Genomic DNA, 16236 nt, shown 5'->3' with positions numbered 1-16236 from the left:
ACTCCGAAATCTTAAATACATTATATCGTTAGCCGGCTAAATCCGACAATCACTTTTTTTGCTCCGTAATGTGAACAGGCGCCCCGTAATTAGGGGTCAGCGGCTCACGAGGCTCATTCCCTAGATCCACTACGCCTTTTTCAAACCAGTGATCATCTTCGCGGCCAGCAATCGGGATTCCTAAGCCGTAAGCTAGCGCATTCGCGACACTCAAGCCTATCCTCAGCCCAGTAAATGAACCAGGCCCCAAAAAGCCAACAATGCCAGTCAAACTTTGAAGATCACTTTCGTGCCTACTCAATAGATTTCGCATCTCAAGATGTATTGTCTCAGCCAGTTGACGGTGAGCTTGCCACTTATAAACTTCAACCAACTTGCCCGCTGCATCCGCCAACCAAAGTTCCGATTCTGGCTTGTCAGTCCTAATGCCTAAAATCATCTTACTGCTAAAAACCCTTCAAATAAATATGCCAAGCCCCCGGGGAAAGTGCAGAGTATCTCTCGAGAGTCTTCAGAGTCTGGCGTACGCCGAAGCTCCACTTTCAACCTACTTACTTCTAATGCCCCTGGCACCTGGCTCGCCCATTCAACCACCACCACACTACCTTCTTCAATTGACTCATGCAATGTCTGCTGAATTAGCCTTTCATCGCCACCTAAACGATAAAGGTCAAAGTGCTGAATCAAAAATTTTGGGCAAACATACTGCTTCTCAATAACAAAAGTCGGGCTTGCAACTATATCGCTACTTCTCGCCCCGCGCGCCAAACCGCGCACAAAAGTAGTTTTTCCTCCGCCTAAATCACTAATGAGTTCAATCGTCTCGCCACCCTTAAGCTTGCGACCGAGCTGCTCGGCGAAGTTCTCGGTATCGTCGGAGCTTTTGGATACGATTACGAAAGTCTTGTCGATATTCATACACCATATAGACTAGCGCGCTAGCACCGACGGTGGCAAGCACGACCGGATTAACCGGCAAAACTTGTCCGTCTTCTGAAGGTGCCTGAAATATCTGTCGCCCGGGCGAAGTAGTTGTCTTTTTGGAAGTTGTTTTAGCCGATGCAGTTTTAGCAGACGAAGTAGTAGCCTTTTTTGCGGCGGTTTTCTTGGCGGCTACTTTAGGTGCAGACACGAGCTCGACTCTTGACGTCAGAACATTAGGCAGCAGTGGTGTTGCCGTAGTCGTCCACTGCCATACCCCATTAATTTCGGCCCAAGCTTCGCCAGGCTTGGCCTCCTCATAAAGATCGGCTTCACTGATTGTTACGCCACCATCGTCAACCAACCGCGCCGCGCCAGCCGTGTTTGACAAAGTCAAACTCGTCTCTCCGGAAGTTATGGTCAGATAGCCACCGGCACCGATGGTTTTGCCGTCTAGATAAACTCGGTAGGAAAAGCTTTTGCCGGTTTCGATATACCAACCGTCCAACTTAACTGCTTCATCATTTGGATTATATATTTCGACATATTCGTCACTACTGTCATTTTGCGGACTGGCTGGATTAGGCAAAAGTTCACTTAGAAGAAGAGGTTTTAGGGATTTTGGACTTGGAGCAGGAGTTCCGCCGGTACCGCCAGAGCCACCACCTGTCTCTCCGCTGTTATCTGTGCTGCCTCCATCATTCTCTGTACCGCCGCCATTTCCTGTCTCACCAGCGTCATCACCATCGCCTGAGTCACTACCGGTGTCGCCGTCCGTATCACCGCTACCACTGCCGTCATCAACTGGCGGATCTTCATCGTCAACTGGTGGTGTGTATTCCAGCTTTCTGCTTTGGGGGTCTGGTGTGATTGTCGAAAGAAAGTCTGACTGGTTATTGTCGGTATCAACATACTTCCCTATTTCATCTATTTGTCTTTGAAGGCTCTGACCGGCGATGTGCTTGGCGGCCGCCACCGTCTCGGGCTGCAAGGCCGTCCCCCATCCTAGAGTATCCAAAACTTCAAGAACCACAGTTGCGTCATCAGGATTTACTCTAACAACACGGACATGCCCGCCAACTTCAGCAAGCTTTGCCGAGTAAAAAAAGTCGGCTTCTTCTGCTAAGTAATCTGTGGTTGCAAGCAGTAAGTGGTCTTGGGGCGCGAGCCAACCAGTCACGGGTAAGGTGGGGTTCAGAAACAACCACGTAGAGCCTGTAGCCGAAAGAGATTGTAGGCGTATTGAGCTAAGATCCAAGCCCACCTCGGAAGTATTATAAAGTTCGATGAATTCCTTGGTGGCAGCACTGCTGCCGTCATCGTTTTTGCCTGTAGTTTGTAACTCTGTTATCAGCAACTGCTTTGTCGCGCTAGGCTCAAGATCCACAGCCACAGCAGCCAGCGGTGTTACCGCCAGCCCAAGTACGAAAATTCCAGTAATTACCCTCCGAAACATCATCCTAAGTTAAAATATATTCTTAAAGAGTAAATTATAAAATTGTTTTTTGCACAACTATACATTTTTAACCATAATCACAATGCTCATACCTCAATTTCACATCTTAAATACGACATAAAAACCACGATAGTGGTTTTTATGTCGTCATTGAACTTGATGATGGTGGGCGGGTTGGTGAGCTTGTATAATGAGGTTATGCTGTTTTTATCGCAATTATTGTTCAGGCGTGAGATTCTCTCGCTTAGAAACGGCCAGGTAGTCGGCACCGCGAGGGCACCAATTATTAACCCCAATAACCTCAAAATTGAGGGTTGGTATGCTGTCGACCGATTTAGCGGCGAGGAGTTGGTCCTTCCAGAAAGCCAAGTACGAGAGTTCAGCCAGCTTGGCTTGGCCGTCAATGACCACACCGCCATGACGCCAGCCGAAGATCTTGTACGGATGCAAAAGACCTTAAAAATCAATTTTCAACTCCTCAAGAAAAACGTCGTGACAGAGTCAAGGCAGGTTCTAGGCAAGGTTAGTGACTTTAGCTTTGACAAAGACAGCATGATGATCCAAAAACTTTACGTCACCCCGAGAGGTATTAAAGGTTTTGCAGCCAGTGACAAAGTTATTGGCCGCAGCCAGATCTTAAACATTACTGACCGCCAAATTACCGTCCGCGACACCCTAGACAAAGTAGGCGCTGGCATACCAGCCCGAGCTAGTATTTAGTTTCCATACAATAAATTGCTTACGCTTGCAAAATGTTTGTAACAAGACGATAATAAACCCCGAGGAGTTATAATGAAGCTAAAAAAAGATATCGGTGAGTTTGTTAGGTTCTGTCAACAAAACAATGCAGACGATACGCTGCCAGAAACTGTACAAGAAGCAGTAGGTTTCGCTGATTTTTGTGAAGACCTAGAGCGCGCCTACGGTGGGCACAGACAAACTGTCGGTGATTTTATTCAGTTAGCGTTTGAGAGGGCCTATCAGCGACCCAGCCATAAAGATCTTAAAAAATTTGGTTCGGTACTGACAAGGCTCTGGGCTCACGGTGATGCTTTTGAAGTATGGCACCGTTCAATTACGCCCCTAGAATACGAATAAGCTATTAACTATTCAGGTTATCCTTTATATCTGTGTAGCTAAAGCCTTTAGAAATTAAATACTGAATTAATTTTTGCTTATTTTGGTAACGAGACTTATTTGACATTTTGTCAATCAGTTTCTGAAGCGCTTCAGAGTCGTTTTTAGCCGAATTAAGCTCACTTGCTATACTTTGTATAGTTACCAGGGAAATGCCCTTAGCCTTTAGCTCAGCCTGAACAGCTCGCCATGATTTATTTTTGCGCAAGCGACCTTCGGCAAACCACTTCCCAAAATACTCGTCATTTTGATAACCCTTGGCTTGGACATATTCAACTAGCTGCTCAATCTGTTCTTTTTCGACCTTTTTGCGGTATAAATAATCTCTTAGCTCGCGCTCCGAATGCGGCCGAATTGTCAGCCACTCAAGCACTCTCATGCGCAGCTTTCCATCGTCGCTAAGTTTTTTGAGACTTTTAAGTTTTACTTCATCTATCTCCTGCCCTACCTTCAGCTTAGTGTCGAGTAGTTCTGATATTGTCAATGAAAAGCTGTACTTAGAATCAACAAAAACGCTAACCCTATCCTTGTTCTTAACTTGTTCTTTGAGACTGGTAACTATCATAGGTATTTTCTTAATAAAATGTACGCGGTCACAGACCAAATAACCTCAATTATCAATCCCCAACGTCTTTCAAATTTTTGAATTGAGACATGGAATCGATTAAATTTATTTTCGGGCTTAGGCGGCATTTTGCCAAACTTCTCCTGAACTGTGAATCTATAAACCCAGGCGTAATCCGGCGACATCGCAACTAATGAACATAGCAAGATGAGCCAATGATTATTGACTAGCAAAAACAGATTAAAAACTACACTCAGAGTGATGTCTATGGTCCAAACGGTTTTTGAAAGCCGTTTTCGTTTTTCAAAAATTTCACCAAAGTGAGGCAATGAGTCAAGAACGAAGTGGCTAACAAACGCTGCTGGAACTGCTACAGACACAGGCAAAAATACACTTATGAGGCTGCCTGTTAAAGAGTGGTTTAAACCTGTCATCTAATACCAAAATAAACTAAACCACCAAAAAATACTACAAACCACACCGCTTCTAAATAATAGCCTCTGAAAGTTTCTGACCATTGGATTTTTTTATGAAAGCTAGCTAGAACCCCATGAGTTTTGTCAGTGTGTAAATATCTGTAATATAACCACATTAAATCTGGGCTGGCTGCTAAAAAAGCACAAGAAATCACCGACCACCAGTACTGTTTCCAAATAGCAGCTACAATGAGAGTAGTAACCACTGCTAATGCCATATCTAAATAAAGAATTTTGAGAAACTTCGGATCACGAACTGACAAATCACCGGTGCCTGAATGGGGGATGGCATCGCATAAGAAGTGGCTAGCAAACGCCAGCGGGATTGCTAGAGCTGGCTGTCTAGCAACAACGGCTATTGCCGCGCCGGTTAGCCCATGATTTACTGCTCTCATTTTGGCTATGCTGTATGCTTTTCGCGGACTTTTTTGTCTAGTTCGGCGAGGACTTTTGGATTTTCTTTGAGGTATTGCTTGGCCGCTTCGCGGCCTTGACCAATTTTTTCACCATTATAAGCAAACCAAGCACCGCTTTTTTCGACGATTTCGGCTGCTGTTGCTAGGTCTAATACATCGCCGGCAGTACTAATACCTTCGTTATACATAATGTCGAACTCGGCTTCACGGAATGGCGGTGCGATCTTGTTTTTGACTACCTTAACGCGTACTCGGTTACCGATGACGGATTCTGCCGTCTTGATCTGTGAGATTCTGCGAATATCTAGACGAACCGAGGCATAGAACTTGAGAGCATTTCCGCCTGTGGTAGTCTCTGGGTTACCAAACATCACCCCAATCTTCATACGCAGCTGGTTGATGAAAATAACTGTGCATTTGCTTTTGCTAATAATCGCCGTCAGCTTGCGCAGAGCCTGGCTCATCAAACGAGCCTGAAGACCCATGTGGCTGTCGCCCATGTCTCCTTCGATTTCAGCTTGCGGAACAAGAGCTGCAACAGAGTCAACCACGATCAAGTCAACCGCATTCGAGCGTACCAGCGTCTCAACAATCTCAAGAGCCTGTTCACCGCTATCGGGCTGACTTACCAGTAGCTGCTCCAAATTGACGCCGAGTCGGCCAGCATATTGTGGATCAAGGGCATGCTCAGCATCGACAAAAGCCGCAACACCACCGCGTTTCTGAAACTCAGCCACAGCATGGAGTGTGAGTGTAGTTTTACCGCTGGACTCCGGCCCGTAAATTTCGATGATTCGACCCTTCGGTATGCCTCCCCCAAGTGCCAAATCCAAAGACAACGCACCAGTTGGGACTGTTTCAACATTGACGTGGGTGCTGCCATCAAGCTTCATAATTGCACCTTTGCCAAATGACTTCTCGATCTGATCAATCGCCAGCCCTAATGCCTTGATCTTGCCACCCTCTTCTGATGTATCACCCATAGTTTTTTTAGCCTTTTCAGCCATAATTTACTTCCCTCTTTAAATTACTTAATCTCAGTATAGCAACCAGCTCTAGCACTACAAGCATGAGCACATTAAATACTGCAAAATCCAATACAAAAAGGCGCGAATTTGCAGAAAAAATGATATTATTAATCGCAGATAAACATAAGCGGTGGGACTAAAACCAACAAGTCATGAGAATCAGTGATGCAACCGTAAAACAGCTTCTAACCAAAGCTGGTAAGATCAAAACCGAAGATTTCGCGGCCCTTGAAGAGGAAGCCTTAGCCGAAAAGCTACCACTTCAACTGCTGGTAGTACAGAAAAACTTAGTAAGCGACTCAGAGCTTACCAAAATTTATGCCGAGGAAATTGGCGTGCCCTTTGTCGATATTAACGTCAAAGAATTAAGCCGAGAAGTTATCCGGCAGATTCCTGAGAACATCGCCAAACTTTACAACATGGTCGTTTTCGAGGGTAGCCTAGACGTTAAAGATTCACCTCGCAAAGTGGCGATGGAAGACCCCGATGATCTCCAAGCAATCGACATTTTGCACAAAGTCTTTGGCCAAAACATCGAAATATACATGGCTACTCACAACAACATTCTGTCCGCTCTCGACCAGTATCGGGGCAATATCGGTAGCGAAATCAGCAAAGTTATGACAGACGCCGGAGCAAGCGCTGATGATGACGAAGACGACGAAGGTGTCAAAGCCGAAGATGTTGCAGAAGACTCGCCGATCGCACAGACCGTAAACCTTATCATCGAGTATGCCGTCAAAGCCGGCGCCAGTGATATACACATTGAGCCTCGTGACAAGCATCTGCAAATCCGTTACCGTATCGACGGCGTACTGCGAGAAGCCAATCGATTGCCGAAGCGCACAATGAGCGCTCTGGTCAGCCGTGTCAAAATATTGGCCAACCTCAAAATCGATGAACGCCGCGCACCGCAAGACGGACGCTTCAAGATAAATATGAACGGCAGAATTTTTGCCTTCCGCGTCAGCACCCTACCAATTGCCGAAGGCGAGAAAGTTGTTATGCGTATCTTGGACGAATCCAGCGAGCCGCTGTCGCTCGAGAAACTTGGCTTTTGGGGCAAAGCACTGGCCGACATTCAAGACGCCAGCCGTCAGCCACACGGCATGATACTGGTTACCGGACCAACGGGCTCAGGCAAATCGACCACTTTGCACAGCGTGCTTCACATCCTCAACAAACCGGATGTTAACATCTCCACAATTGAGGACCCGGTAGAGTACAAGCTTGAAGGAGTGAACCAAACTCAGGTTAACCCTGTCGCAGGCATGACCTTTGCTGCCGGTCTCAGGGCCCTACTACGTCAAGACCCAAATATAATCATGGTTGGTGAGATTCGTGATGGAGAAACAGCGGGCCTAGGCGTACAGGCAGCCCTAACCGGTCACTTAGTTTTCAGCACACTTCACACTAACAATGCCGCAACTTGTCTGCCACGTCTTCTTGATATGGGCATTGAACCGTTTTTGATCGCCAGTGTTGTTCGGGTTGTGATAGGGCAACGCTTGGTCCGTCGATTGGTTGCCGATGACTGTGAAGCTTACGAACCTAGCCAGTCTGAGATAAAAGAGATCGAGCGAGTCTTCGGGCTAAAGTCGAAGCAGGACTGGGAAAACATCGTTAAACTAATGCAGTCGGCTCAAGAAACTTTCGGCAAGCCAAAAACAACCAAGATACAGCTATACCGCCCCAAAACCAATTTACCTCAAGACCACACCGGCTACAAGGGCAGAATGGGCATTTATGAAGTACTGAAAAACACGACTGATGTTCAAAAAATGATTGTAGGCGCAGCAACAAGCGAAGAAATCCAGAACCAAGCGATTAAAGAAGGCATGCTGACAATGCAGTTAGACGGCCTGATTAAGGCTTTACTTGGAATGACAAGCATTGAGGAAATTTTGAGAGTAACGAGGGAATAAAATGCCAAAATTTACGTATAACGCTGTTGACAAAAACGGCAAACAACGCCAAGGCACCGCCGATTCTGCTAGTGAAGCCGCACTCGGCGCGCTACTAGCAAAACAAGGACTCAGACCAGTATCGATCAAAAAAGCAGGCGGCGGCAACAACTTTTTGAGTTCACTAACAAAGAAAAAAGTTAAGTCCAAAGACATTACCGTTTTTACTAGACAATTAGCAACAATGATAAATGCCGGCGTACCTCTGGTCAGAAGCCTTGCTACTTTGCAGAATCAGACAGAGAGTGAAATTTTCAAAACTCACATCTCTGAGGTAAGCAAAGATGTTGAGAGCGGGACTAATTTTGCAGATTCTTTAGCCAAACACCCAAGCGTATTTTCACCTGTATACATAAATATGGTTGCAGCTGGTGAAGCTGGAGGGATTTTGGATGAAATCTTGAAAAAACTTGCTACGCAGCAGGAAAAAGATGAACGTATAAAGACTAAATTCAAAAGTGCCATGACCTACCCTACGGTATTAATTGGAATTACAACTGCTGTTTTTATCGGTCTTATGACTGTAGCAGTCCCAAAAATTGGCAAAATCATTAAAGACCTTACCAACGGTGGCGAGCTGCCGACAATGACAAAAATTATGCTCGATATTAGTAACTTTTTGACCAAATTTTGGTATATACACATTACGGTAGTTGTCGTCGGTGTATACCTTTTAAGAAGATTCCTAAAAACACCAGATGGCAGACGCAAAAGAGACCAAATACTACTCAAGACACCAGCAATCAAGACAATAATTATCAAGATAGCGGTTGCGAGATTCTCGCGAATTTTCGCAAGCCTCATGAGCGCTGGTGTCAGCGTATTGGACGCCATCGACATTACCTCTAAGGCCATAGGCAACAGTGTACTAGAAGATGAGCTGGCGGCGGCTGCCAAAGAAGTCGCCAATGGTAAACAGTTCAGTGAGCCACTTTCCAATAGCAAAATCTTTCCACCAATTGTGGCGCAAATGCTGTCGATTGGAGAAGAAACTGGTCAGACCGATACAGTCCTGCTGAAAGTCGCCGACTTCTACGAGGAAGAGGTAGACGCCGCCGTAGATGGACTGAGTTCAATACTTGAGCCTGTGATGATTGTGGTAATGGGTGCGATGGTGGGGCTTATTGCAGCATCTGTTATCGGACCAATCAGCAATCTAAGCAATCAGATCTAGATCGCGTCCAGGCAAAAAAGCTATTGCAAAGCGTAAGCTTTTTGATATAGTTAGATTTGTAGATATTAAATAAGTAAAAAACGGAGGTGGGCTCCAATGCTCAAGACCAAACAAGTCATCAAACAAGGCTTCACTATCATCGAACTTTTGATCGTGATTGCTATCATTGCTATCCTTGCACTACTAGTACTAAATAACTTCCAGGGTGCACAAGCCAAGGCTCGCGACTCTCAACGCAGAACGGACATCAACAACATTCACGGTAAGCTCGAAGAATATTACAACGAAAAGGGTGGCTACCCCAATGAAGCTCTAACCATCGCATCGATAACAACATTGTTACCCGGTATGGACGAAGGCTCAATCCAAGATGCAGATAATGTTGTTATTACTAGCTCATTCTCTACTGGAGCAGCGGCCTCAACGACTAACCCAGGCAATTCTGGCGAATATAGATACGACGCCTATGACTGTTCATCCGCTACTACCGCCCCGAGTACTCCGGCAGTACCCACTTCTTGTTCCAAATACGAACTCAAGGCTTTCGTTGAAAAGCGGATTGGTAATGAGGCAGCACTTACTGGTGATAGCGGCGTCTACCTAAAGAAGAGCCTTAACTAAATATAGTTAAACTTCACACGAAACACCTCTGTAAATCAGGGGTGTTTTTTTGTGAAATTGAAGCGTATAATTTAAACATAAGTATTATGGGGAAAAATAAAACTAAAGCAGGTTTTTCAATTGTCGAGGTATTAGTTAGTATCGCTATCCTATCGGCTATGGCAACATCAGTTCTTTTATTTTATGCAACCATGGTGCAATCCGCCCTAACATCCAGGCTTAAAGCCGAGGCAACTGTGTTGGCGAACAATCAGATAGAGTATCTAAAGTCACTACCCTACAACTCACTGGCAGTTGTAGGTGGCAGTATCGTGGCCACAAACCCACTACCCGCAAGCTTTAGTACAACTATCAATAATTTCACCTATACCACGTCTACGAGCATCAACTATGTAGATGATGCGTTTGACGGTTGCGGCTATTACCCTACTGTGACCTTAAAAAATCTTTACTGCCAAAACCAACCCGCTCCAGCTGGGGCCCCCGCAACCGACACGAACGCCGCCGACTATAAGACAGCCAATGTAAAAGTTAAGTCTGCTAAAGGCTTGGTATTGGCAGAGATTGATACAAAAATTTCTGCAAGAGTTGCCGAAACAGCTAGCAACACTGGTGCAATGTTTATCAAGGTTATTGATGCAAGCGGCAACCCACTTTCAGGCGTGAATGTAGCAGTTGCCAACACAAGTCTTAATCCCAATATTAACGTCAATGATTCGACAGATAGTAACGGTGTGGCGATTTTCTACGGGCTACCTCCAGATACATCAGGTTACGACTACAAAATTACCGCTAGCCTTAGTGGCTACTCTACTCTCAGCACAATCGCCCCGTCTGGTAGCTTACAACCAATCTACTCTAATCTACAGTTGATTTCTCAGCAATCTTCTTCATCAACACTCACACTGTTGCCTCAAGGCACTTACAGCTTACTAGCTGAAGCGGTCGATACGGCTGGCAATCCGATTAATAACTTAAAAGTATATGTGAAGGGCGGTTACAAAAAGTATACCTCAACAGCCAACACTAGTTATTATTTTGACAATTTCAGTCCGAGCGACAACAGACCCACGACGGACTCAAACGGTAACTTTGTATTGACCGACTTGGCACCGGGACCTTACTTCGCATGTGGAGATAATGGGTCTTCAAACTGTAAGATTGGTAGCACAACCTACTACTTGCTAGCAGCAGCGCCCTACGCTGGCACTGATGTATTGAACCCAATTACAATACCGTCTTACATTTCTTCAAGCCCGCCATCAACTACTTTTGCTTTTGGAGGCAATGAATACTTGCAGAAAGTCAGATTAATTTTTTCTACTAACTCTTCTTATCCTCGCCTAACAGATATGACACCATCCACAGAGTCCCTGTCTTCAGGCGTACTAAATAATTTTGCCTTCACTCTAACTGGTGTAAATCTGCCATGCAGCAGCAATCCGGCATCGTGCTCTACAACTGTAAAGATATCTCAGGGTTCAAATTTATATACGGCTAGCTGCACTGGCTCTGCTGCAGGTACATCAATTACGTGTACGGCAAATCTTAGCGGTGTTATTGCCGGCAACACGGGATTAGTAATAACCAGTGGCGGCAATACGTTAACAATACCTGCAGGAGCTACGATTGGAGGGCCAATCATAACACCATGAGTATGAGAACGGTTAAATCTGGCTTTAGCATGGTTGAGTTATTAGTAGTAATTGCCATTAGTACAATACTCTCGTTAACAGTTTATAGCTTTTTTGGTTCATCGATTCGCCAATATCTTAATCTAAGCTCTGACACACAGAGATTTACAGATGCTTCTGTGCAATCACAACGTATCGCTCGTACACTAAGAGGTCTATCCGACATTTTGTCTGTAAGTGCTGATGAAATTACCGTATACGCTTATTTCTCGCCAGCAGATACTTATGTTTCGCAAATCAGGTATTACAAATCTGTGGACGGTAAATCGTTGCTTGCGGATGTCACTCAGATGACCGCAAACCCACCTACAGGGTCGCTTATTCCTTCAACCAATAAAACATATATAATAATCCAGGAATACGCTACTATAGCGGGCGTTAACCTATTTACTTACCTAGACAGTGTCGGAAACCCCATTACTCTACCTATAAGTGACCTACATACAATAAAAGGGATTAAGGTAACTCTTGCGACAAATACAGACAGCGCACATAAAGAACCAGTTATTATTTACACTTCTGTAAGCCTTAGAAATAGGAAAACTAACCTATGAAAATTATTCACAAAAACACAAAGACCGTTATAAAAAGTGGTTTTATGACAGTCACGCTTCTGGGTATGCTAGTTGTCTTCTCGATACTTATGGTTGCCATACTGAGCATGATTAATTTGACATCTAGTAGTGCTTCTAAAAGCCTAGAAAGTCAAAAAGCTTTCAATATTGCAGAGGCTGGTGTCAACTACTACCTATGGCACCTAAGCCATAACCCTACCGATTTTAAAGATGGTGGCACTACCCCAGCAACACCTGACCCTAAGCTTGGTTATGGCCCTTACACACACAACTACATTGACGACAATGCTAAAAAACAAGGTACTTTTACTATCTGGGTTAATCCCCAGGGAAGCGGATCTACTATTGCAACAATTACCTCGATTGGTAATACAAATTCTGGCAAGACAACGAGAACTATCGAGGCAAAAATTGGCTCGCCCTCTTTCGCAAACTATAGTGTTGTTTCCGACACTGCCCTGTGGTTTGGATCTACTGAGAGTGCGAATGGGCCAGTTCATTCAAACCAAGGCGTACGCATGGATGGCTCAAGCTCTACAGACGTATCTAGCGCAAACACAACCTACAACCCACCAGTCTCTCTAGGTGGTGACGGCTCGTCACACCCAGGCGTATGGTGCAGCAGCAGCATAATAACTCCAGTAAACTGCAATACTCGCCCAAAAACAGATTGGCTTTACCCAATGCCAAGCGTAGATTTCAATAAAATTAGCGGGGATTTATGCACAATAAAAAAAGAAGCGTTCAAAGTTGACCCAGCCACCTCAGCCTTAGCCTCACAAGCGAATGCTTGCACTCAGACCCCAACTACTAGGACTGCTGCATACTTACCACAACGAAGCACTAGCGGGACATACTCAATCAGCAAGGGGTACTTAATCGAGTTAAACAATGACAACACATACAACCTTTCGCAGGTAAACGCTGAAACAGACACGAATTCAACTTATCTAACAGCGCTTACACGAGTTAGTGTTGCCAGCAATATTGCAATTCCTACAAGTGGCATAATATTTGCCGAGGATAATGTATGGGTGCGTTCAAACAGCACATTTAAAGGTAGACTGACGATTGGCGCAGGTAGACTAGCAACCGCAAGCACAACGCACATTACTATTGCAGACGATATTGTGTATAGTCAAAAAAATGGCTCAGATGCCCTAGGGCTAATTACTGAAGGCGACGTTGTATTATCGCCATATGCGCCACCTGCTAGTGGCAATTTTAACTTCGAAGTAGATGCAGCCGTAATATCACAAACGGGTAGTGTAATATACCCACTGTATTATAGGAGTGCTGGCTCTACATGCACAAAGGGTTGGACATCTGCTAACCAAACTTTTACTTACTATGGAGCAGTAGCTTCTAGGCAAAGTTGGACATGGACTTGGCAGTTAGGCGGACCTTGCGGAAATGCAGTAAGCTACTCGGGTCACTACATAACAGGCATTCTTAACAACAGTACTCAATATGACTACAATTTACAGTACGCACCACCACCATTTTTCCCAATAACAGGTTCTTATAACATACTGGCTTGGCACGAAATAATAACGTCGCCTTAAGACTCAATCATGATACAATATTATCGAAGGTATTAAGGTGGGCAATAGACTAATATATAAAGACAGATCAATATTTGGCTTCGACATCGGTCGAAGTTCTATAAAAGTTATGCAAATAGATTGGTCAGACAAGTTGCCGGTCGTAACGGGCTACGGATCGACCAAATTTAACCCAGATGCAATCGTCAACGGTCGAGTGGTTGACCCGATTGAGATCGCAAAACAGACTTATGGGCTTTTTGCCAAAGAGCTAGTTGGACAGATTACAACCAAGCGAGCAGCTATTTCGCTACCGAATGAACATAGTTTTAGCCGAATAATCACTCTCCCGAAAATGGATCAAAAGAGGTTGCTACAGCCGTAAAACTAGAAGCCGAACAATCCATTCCGGTACCAATTGACGATCTTTATTACGACTACATCGTTAGCCACCAACTACCGGACGGTGGCCAAGAGATTCAAATTGTTGCTTGCCCAAAAGAAATTGTCGACTCCTACACCACTGTTTTTGACCTATTAGGACTAGAGATAGCACTTGTTGAACCAAACATATTTGCTGTGTCACGAATGGTTGCACAAGCTGAAGCTCATGACGTTGGGACGCTAATAGTCGATTTTGGCTCTACAGCGTGTGATTTGTCTGTTTACGACAACAATACTATACGTGCAACCAGTACAGTGAGCTGTAGCGGTGAAAATATCACCAAACTAATTGCCGACAAACTAGGACTCACCGAACAGCAAGCACACAGTATCAAAACACGTTACGGCTTAGAAAAAAGTAAGAAGCAAGACGAGATTGTGGATGCGCTTACTCCCGAGCTCAACAAACTTATTAGTGAAATCAAGAAATTCGTCCGTTACTACGCTGAACGAACAGAAAGTGACAGGCAAATTGGGCAGATAATTGTTCTTGGCGGCGGTGCTAACTTACCAGGTTTGGCAACCTATATAACCAGCCATATTCGTATACCTGCGAGACTTTGTGCCCCATGGAGCAATCTAACTTTTGGTAAGCTACAGCCTCCGCATGAGCTCGAGACAACACTTTTTACTACAGCCGGAGGCCTTAGTTTGGTAACTGCTAAGGAGCTTTCGCAATGATAAACCTTCTACCAAACAAAACCCGAGACGAAAGGCGCTACGGACGACTAAACCGTAAAACCCTCGCTGCAAGCTTGTGGGTCTTTGCTGTTGCTTTAGTTAGCTCCTCTATAATTGCTTTCTCTTGGATGCGCATCAAAAGTGAGAAATCAAAGGTAGAAAAACAAATTTCTGAAAACAGTAATCAGATAGCAAGCCTAGATGACGCCAGAAAGCAGATAGACGAAACGGCTAAGCAACTTGCCATTATCAAGAAGCTCTATACGGGTGAAGTACAATTCTCAAAGATAATACCCGAGATTGGAGGCGTGATCCCGCCTGGTGCAATACTTACTAGCTTGTCTTTAACTGGCAACAAAGACGAGCCTTTACAGCTATCATTCCGCACCAAAACACAGGAGCTAGCCCCGATTATTAGAGCTAACCTAGTCAACTCCTCTCTCTTTCAGTCCGCAGACATCATAAACGTAAGCGGTACATCCGAACAAGGCACTGGTGGAGGTACACCCACTACAGGAACCGCCTTAGCTTACCCCTACAGTATTAGCATCGTAGTTGCGCTCAAAGGTGCTTCTACTGCCAAGCCAACCGCAACTGGAGCAGCACAATGAGCGCCAAAAAATTCTTTATTGTCATGATCGCCTTACTCACTTTGAGTGTCGCTGCCGCAGTCGGAGCAATTTACAACGGCACTAAGTTCTTAAGTAAGAAATCACTTGAACTTAGTGAAAAAATGGCGGAAAAAGATGCCCAAGTTGACGTTATCCAACGCATAAAATCCTCTAGTTCTAACACTAAAGACTTAGAACAACTAAAAGTGCTAGTAAATGAAGTTCTGCCGATAGATAAAAGACAAGGTGAGTTAGTTGCTGACTTCCTCTATACCGCTACTAGTGAGGCAGGCCTACCTGTTAGCTCAATATCAACGATCTCTTTCTCCGGCAACGCAAAACCAGACGCACTATCAGGGGCAATAAAAAGTAAATCCGTACCAGAAGTTTACGAATACCCTTTTACAATTCAGTTGAAATCTATTCCTTACACAAAATTACTGGACTTTCTAGGACAGATCGAAAAAAACAAACGTATCATAACCGTCGACAACATACAACTAACCCCTAGTGCCACCAACCCTTCTGACATTGAGAGCATCTCATTGTCGCTAAAGACATACCTAAAACCGGCAGGAGCTACAAAATGAAACTTTCGTTACCGGCAGACTTTGGCAAAAAGCTAAAAAAAACTGCCGACTTCTTTGTTCGTCACCGTCTGATAATCTTTGTGGTAATGACAGCTGTCGCAATCGGTTATACCACAACTACTTCTCAGAAGTTATTATCTCCGCAGCGTAACGAAACAACTTACGATAGCAAACAAAAAGAACTAAATAACTTTCAAACGATTGACTATAAATTTGCCGAACAGCTTCGTAACGATCTTAGCGATGTAGAAGTACAAGTTAACCAGCAACTGCCGAGCAACCGCACAAACCCATTCACCGAGTAGTACCCAGTATCCAGTATCCAGTATCCAGTACATA

At 44.7% G+C, this 16236-nt stretch carries 20 protein-coding genes; 13 read left to right on the top strand and 7 right to left on the bottom strand.

Features of this window, described 5'->3' with window-relative positions; genetic code table 11:
- Positions 1 to 49: 49 nt before the first annotated feature.
- Genes tsaB through IPO96_03100 form a run of 3 tightly spaced genes read right to left on the bottom strand, consistent with a single transcriptional unit; the run spans position 50 to position 2380 of the window.
- Positions 50 to 439 (bottom strand): tRNA (adenosine(37)-N6)-threonylcarbamoyltransferase complex dimerization subunit type 1 TsaB, encoded by a 390-nt coding sequence (tsaB, locus tag IPO96_03110; GenBank protein QQS64547.1) that lies wholly within the window; start codon positions 437 to 439, stop codon positions 50 to 52.
- Positions 436 to 918 (bottom strand): tRNA (adenosine(37)-N6)-threonylcarbamoyltransferase complex ATPase subunit type 1 TsaE, encoded by a 483-nt coding sequence (gene tsaE / locus IPO96_03105; protein ID QQS64546.1) that lies wholly within the window; start codon positions 916 to 918, stop codon positions 436 to 438. The genes tsaB and tsaE overlap by 4 nt, the downstream gene beginning before the upstream one ends.
- Positions 833 to 2380, bottom strand: a complete 1548-nt coding sequence (locus IPO96_03100; GenBank protein QQS64545.1) for a lamin tail domain-containing protein — start codon at positions 2378 to 2380, stop codon at positions 833 to 835. The genes tsaE and IPO96_03100 overlap by 86 nt, the downstream gene beginning before the upstream one ends.
- Before the next feature lie 195 nt (positions 2381 to 2575).
- On the opposite strand from IPO96_03100, the gene IPO96_03095 reads away from it, so the two are divergent.
- Positions 2576 to 3097 carry a hypothetical protein gene (locus tag IPO96_03095; GenBank protein ID QQS64544.1) on the top strand — a complete coding sequence of 174 codons (522 nt, stop codon included), beginning with the start codon at positions 2576 to 2578 and terminating at the stop codon, positions 3095 to 3097.
- A 72-nt stretch (positions 3098 to 3169) separates the two neighbouring features.
- Entirely contained in the window at positions 3170 to 3475 is a 306-nt protein-coding gene (locus IPO96_03090; protein ID QQS64543.1) for a hypothetical protein, read from the top strand.
- A 4-nt stretch (positions 3476 to 3479) separates the two neighbouring features.
- On the opposite strand, the gene IPO96_03085 is transcribed toward IPO96_03090, so the two are convergent.
- From IPO96_03085 to recA, 4 genes are read right to left on the bottom strand one after another with little or no spacing between them, the layout of a single operon-like run.
- On the bottom strand, positions 3480 to 4079 hold the full coding sequence (locus IPO96_03085) for a RecX family transcriptional regulator (protein ID QQS64542.1): 600 nt from the start codon (positions 4077 to 4079) through the stop codon (positions 3480 to 3482).
- Positions 4076 to 4513, bottom strand: a complete 438-nt coding sequence (locus tag IPO96_03080; protein ID QQS64541.1) for a hypothetical protein — start codon at positions 4511 to 4513, stop codon at positions 4076 to 4078. Before IPO96_03080 ends, IPO96_03085 begins: the two co-directional genes overlap by 4 nt.
- Positions 4510 to 4950 carry a hypothetical protein gene (locus tag IPO96_03075; protein ID QQS64540.1) on the bottom strand — a complete coding sequence of 147 codons (441 nt, stop codon included), beginning with the start codon at positions 4948 to 4950 and terminating at the stop codon, positions 4510 to 4512. The genes IPO96_03080 and IPO96_03075 overlap by 4 nt, the downstream gene beginning before the upstream one ends.
- Positions 4951 to 4955: 5 nt before the next feature.
- Complete coding sequence (recA, locus tag IPO96_03070; GenBank protein ID QQS64539.1) at positions 4956 to 5978, bottom strand: recombinase RecA; 1023 nt, start codon at positions 5976 to 5978, stop codon at positions 4956 to 4958.
- A 173-nt stretch (positions 5979 to 6151) separates the two neighbouring features.
- On the opposite strand from recA, the gene IPO96_03065 reads away from it, so the two are divergent.
- The 11 genes from IPO96_03065 (at position 6152) to IPO96_03015 (ending at position 16202) form a co-directional block, all read left to right on the top strand.
- Positions 6152 to 7924, top strand: coding sequence for a type II/IV secretion system protein (locus IPO96_03065; protein QQS64538.1), 1773 nt, complete (start codon positions 6152 to 6154; stop codon positions 7922 to 7924).
- A gap of 1 nt (position 7925) precedes the next feature.
- Positions 7926 to 9137 carry a type II secretion system F family protein gene (locus IPO96_03060; protein QQS64537.1) on the top strand — a complete coding sequence of 404 codons (1212 nt, stop codon included), beginning with the start codon at positions 7926 to 7928 and terminating at the stop codon, positions 9135 to 9137.
- A gap of 96 nt (positions 9138 to 9233) precedes the next feature.
- On the top strand, positions 9234 to 9758 hold the full coding sequence (locus tag IPO96_03055; protein ID QQS64536.1) for a prepilin-type N-terminal cleavage/methylation domain-containing protein: 525 nt from the start codon (positions 9234 to 9236) through the stop codon (positions 9756 to 9758).
- A gap of 86 nt (positions 9759 to 9844) precedes the next feature.
- Entirely contained in the window at positions 9845 to 11413 is a 1569-nt protein-coding gene (locus IPO96_03050; GenBank protein ID QQS64535.1) for a prepilin-type N-terminal cleavage/methylation domain-containing protein, read from the top strand.
- Between the two features lie 2 nt (positions 11414 to 11415).
- Entirely contained in the window at positions 11416 to 12006 is a 591-nt protein-coding gene (locus tag IPO96_03045; GenBank protein ID QQS64534.1) for a prepilin-type N-terminal cleavage/methylation domain-containing protein, read from the top strand.
- On the top strand, positions 12003 to 13592 hold the full coding sequence (locus IPO96_03040) for a type II secretion system protein (protein QQS64533.1): 1590 nt from the start codon (positions 12003 to 12005) through the stop codon (positions 13590 to 13592). Before IPO96_03045 ends, IPO96_03040 begins: the two co-directional genes overlap by 4 nt.
- A 37-nt stretch (positions 13593 to 13629) precedes the next feature.
- Entirely contained in the window at positions 13630 to 13956 is a 327-nt protein-coding gene (locus IPO96_03035; GenBank protein QQS64532.1) for a hypothetical protein, read from the top strand.
- Between the two features lie 20 nt (positions 13957 to 13976).
- Entirely contained in the window at positions 13977 to 14696 is a 720-nt protein-coding gene (gene pilM / locus IPO96_03030; protein ID QQS65414.1) for a pilus assembly protein PilM, read from the top strand.
- Entirely contained in the window at positions 14693 to 15307 is a 615-nt protein-coding gene (locus IPO96_03025) for a hypothetical protein (protein ID QQS64531.1), read from the top strand. The genes pilM and IPO96_03025 overlap by 4 nt, the downstream gene beginning before the upstream one ends.
- On the top strand, positions 15304 to 15897 hold the full coding sequence (gene pilO, locus IPO96_03020) for a type 4a pilus biogenesis protein PilO (GenBank protein ID QQS64530.1): 594 nt from the start codon (positions 15304 to 15306) through the stop codon (positions 15895 to 15897). Before IPO96_03025 ends, pilO begins: the two co-directional genes overlap by 4 nt.
- Positions 15894 to 16202, top strand: coding sequence for a hypothetical protein (locus tag IPO96_03015; protein QQS64529.1), 309 nt, complete (start codon positions 15894 to 15896; stop codon positions 16200 to 16202). The genes pilO and IPO96_03015 overlap by 4 nt, the downstream gene beginning before the upstream one ends.
- Positions 16203 to 16236 lie beyond the last annotated feature (34 nt).

Source organism: Candidatus Saccharibacteria bacterium (assembly GCA_016700315.1).
In the GTDB taxonomy this organism is placed as follows: domain Bacteria; phylum Patescibacteriota; class Saccharimonadia; order Saccharimonadales; family SZUA-47.
This window is presented reverse-complemented; position numbering and strand designations above follow the sequence as displayed.

Excerpts from the sequence above, each read along its gene's own strand:
- IPO96_03100 (QQS64545.1), bottom strand. The coding sequence starts at position 2,380 with ATGATGTTTCGGAGGGTAATTACTGGAATTTTCGTACTTGGGCTGGCG.
- IPO96_03080 (QQS64541.1), bottom strand. The coding sequence starts at position 4,513 with ATGACAGGTTTAAACCACTCTTTAACAGGCAGCCTCATAAGTGTATTT.
- IPO96_03025 (QQS64531.1), top strand. The coding sequence starts at position 14,693 with ATGATAAACCTTCTACCAAACAAAACCCGAGACGAAAGGCGCTACGGA.
- IPO96_03045 (QQS64534.1), top strand. The coding sequence starts at position 11,416 with ATGAGAACGGTTAAATCTGGCTTTAGCATGGTTGAGTTATTAGTAGTA.
- IPO96_03090 (QQS64543.1), top strand. The coding sequence starts at position 3,170 with ATGAAGCTAAAAAAAGATATCGGTGAGTTTGTTAGGTTCTGTCAACAA.
- IPO96_03060 (QQS64537.1), top strand. The coding sequence starts at position 7,926 with ATGCCAAAATTTACGTATAACGCTGTTGACAAAAACGGCAAACAACGC.
- IPO96_03075 (QQS64540.1), bottom strand. The coding sequence starts at position 4,950 with ATGAGAGCAGTAAATCATGGGCTAACCGGCGCGGCAATAGCCGTTGTT.
- tsaE (QQS64546.1), bottom strand. The coding sequence starts at position 918 with ATGAATATCGACAAGACTTTCGTAATCGTATCCAAAAGCTCCGACGAT.
- tsaB (QQS64547.1), bottom strand. The coding sequence starts at position 439 with ATGATTTTAGGCATTAGGACTGACAAGCCAGAATCGGAACTTTGGTTG.
- recA (QQS64539.1), bottom strand. The coding sequence starts at position 5,978 with ATGGCTGAAAAGGCTAAAAAAACTATGGGTGATACATCAGAAGAGGGT.
- IPO96_03095 (QQS64544.1), top strand. The coding sequence starts at position 2,576 with ATGCTGTTTTTATCGCAATTATTGTTCAGGCGTGAGATTCTCTCGCTT.
- IPO96_03050 (QQS64535.1), top strand. The coding sequence starts at position 9,845 with ATGGGGAAAAATAAAACTAAAGCAGGTTTTTCAATTGTCGAGGTATTA.
- pilO (QQS64530.1), top strand. The coding sequence starts at position 15,304 with ATGAGCGCCAAAAAATTCTTTATTGTCATGATCGCCTTACTCACTTTG.
- IPO96_03015 (QQS64529.1), top strand. The coding sequence starts at position 15,894 with ATGAAACTTTCGTTACCGGCAGACTTTGGCAAAAAGCTAAAAAAAACT.
- IPO96_03065 (QQS64538.1), top strand. The coding sequence starts at position 6,152 with ATGAGAATCAGTGATGCAACCGTAAAACAGCTTCTAACCAAAGCTGGT.
- IPO96_03040 (QQS64533.1), top strand. The coding sequence starts at position 12,003 with ATGAAAATTATTCACAAAAACACAAAGACCGTTATAAAAAGTGGTTTT.
- IPO96_03085 (QQS64542.1), bottom strand. The coding sequence starts at position 4,079 with ATGATAGTTACCAGTCTCAAAGAACAAGTTAAGAACAAGGATAGGGTT.
- IPO96_03055 (QQS64536.1), top strand. The coding sequence starts at position 9,234 with ATGCTCAAGACCAAACAAGTCATCAAACAAGGCTTCACTATCATCGAA.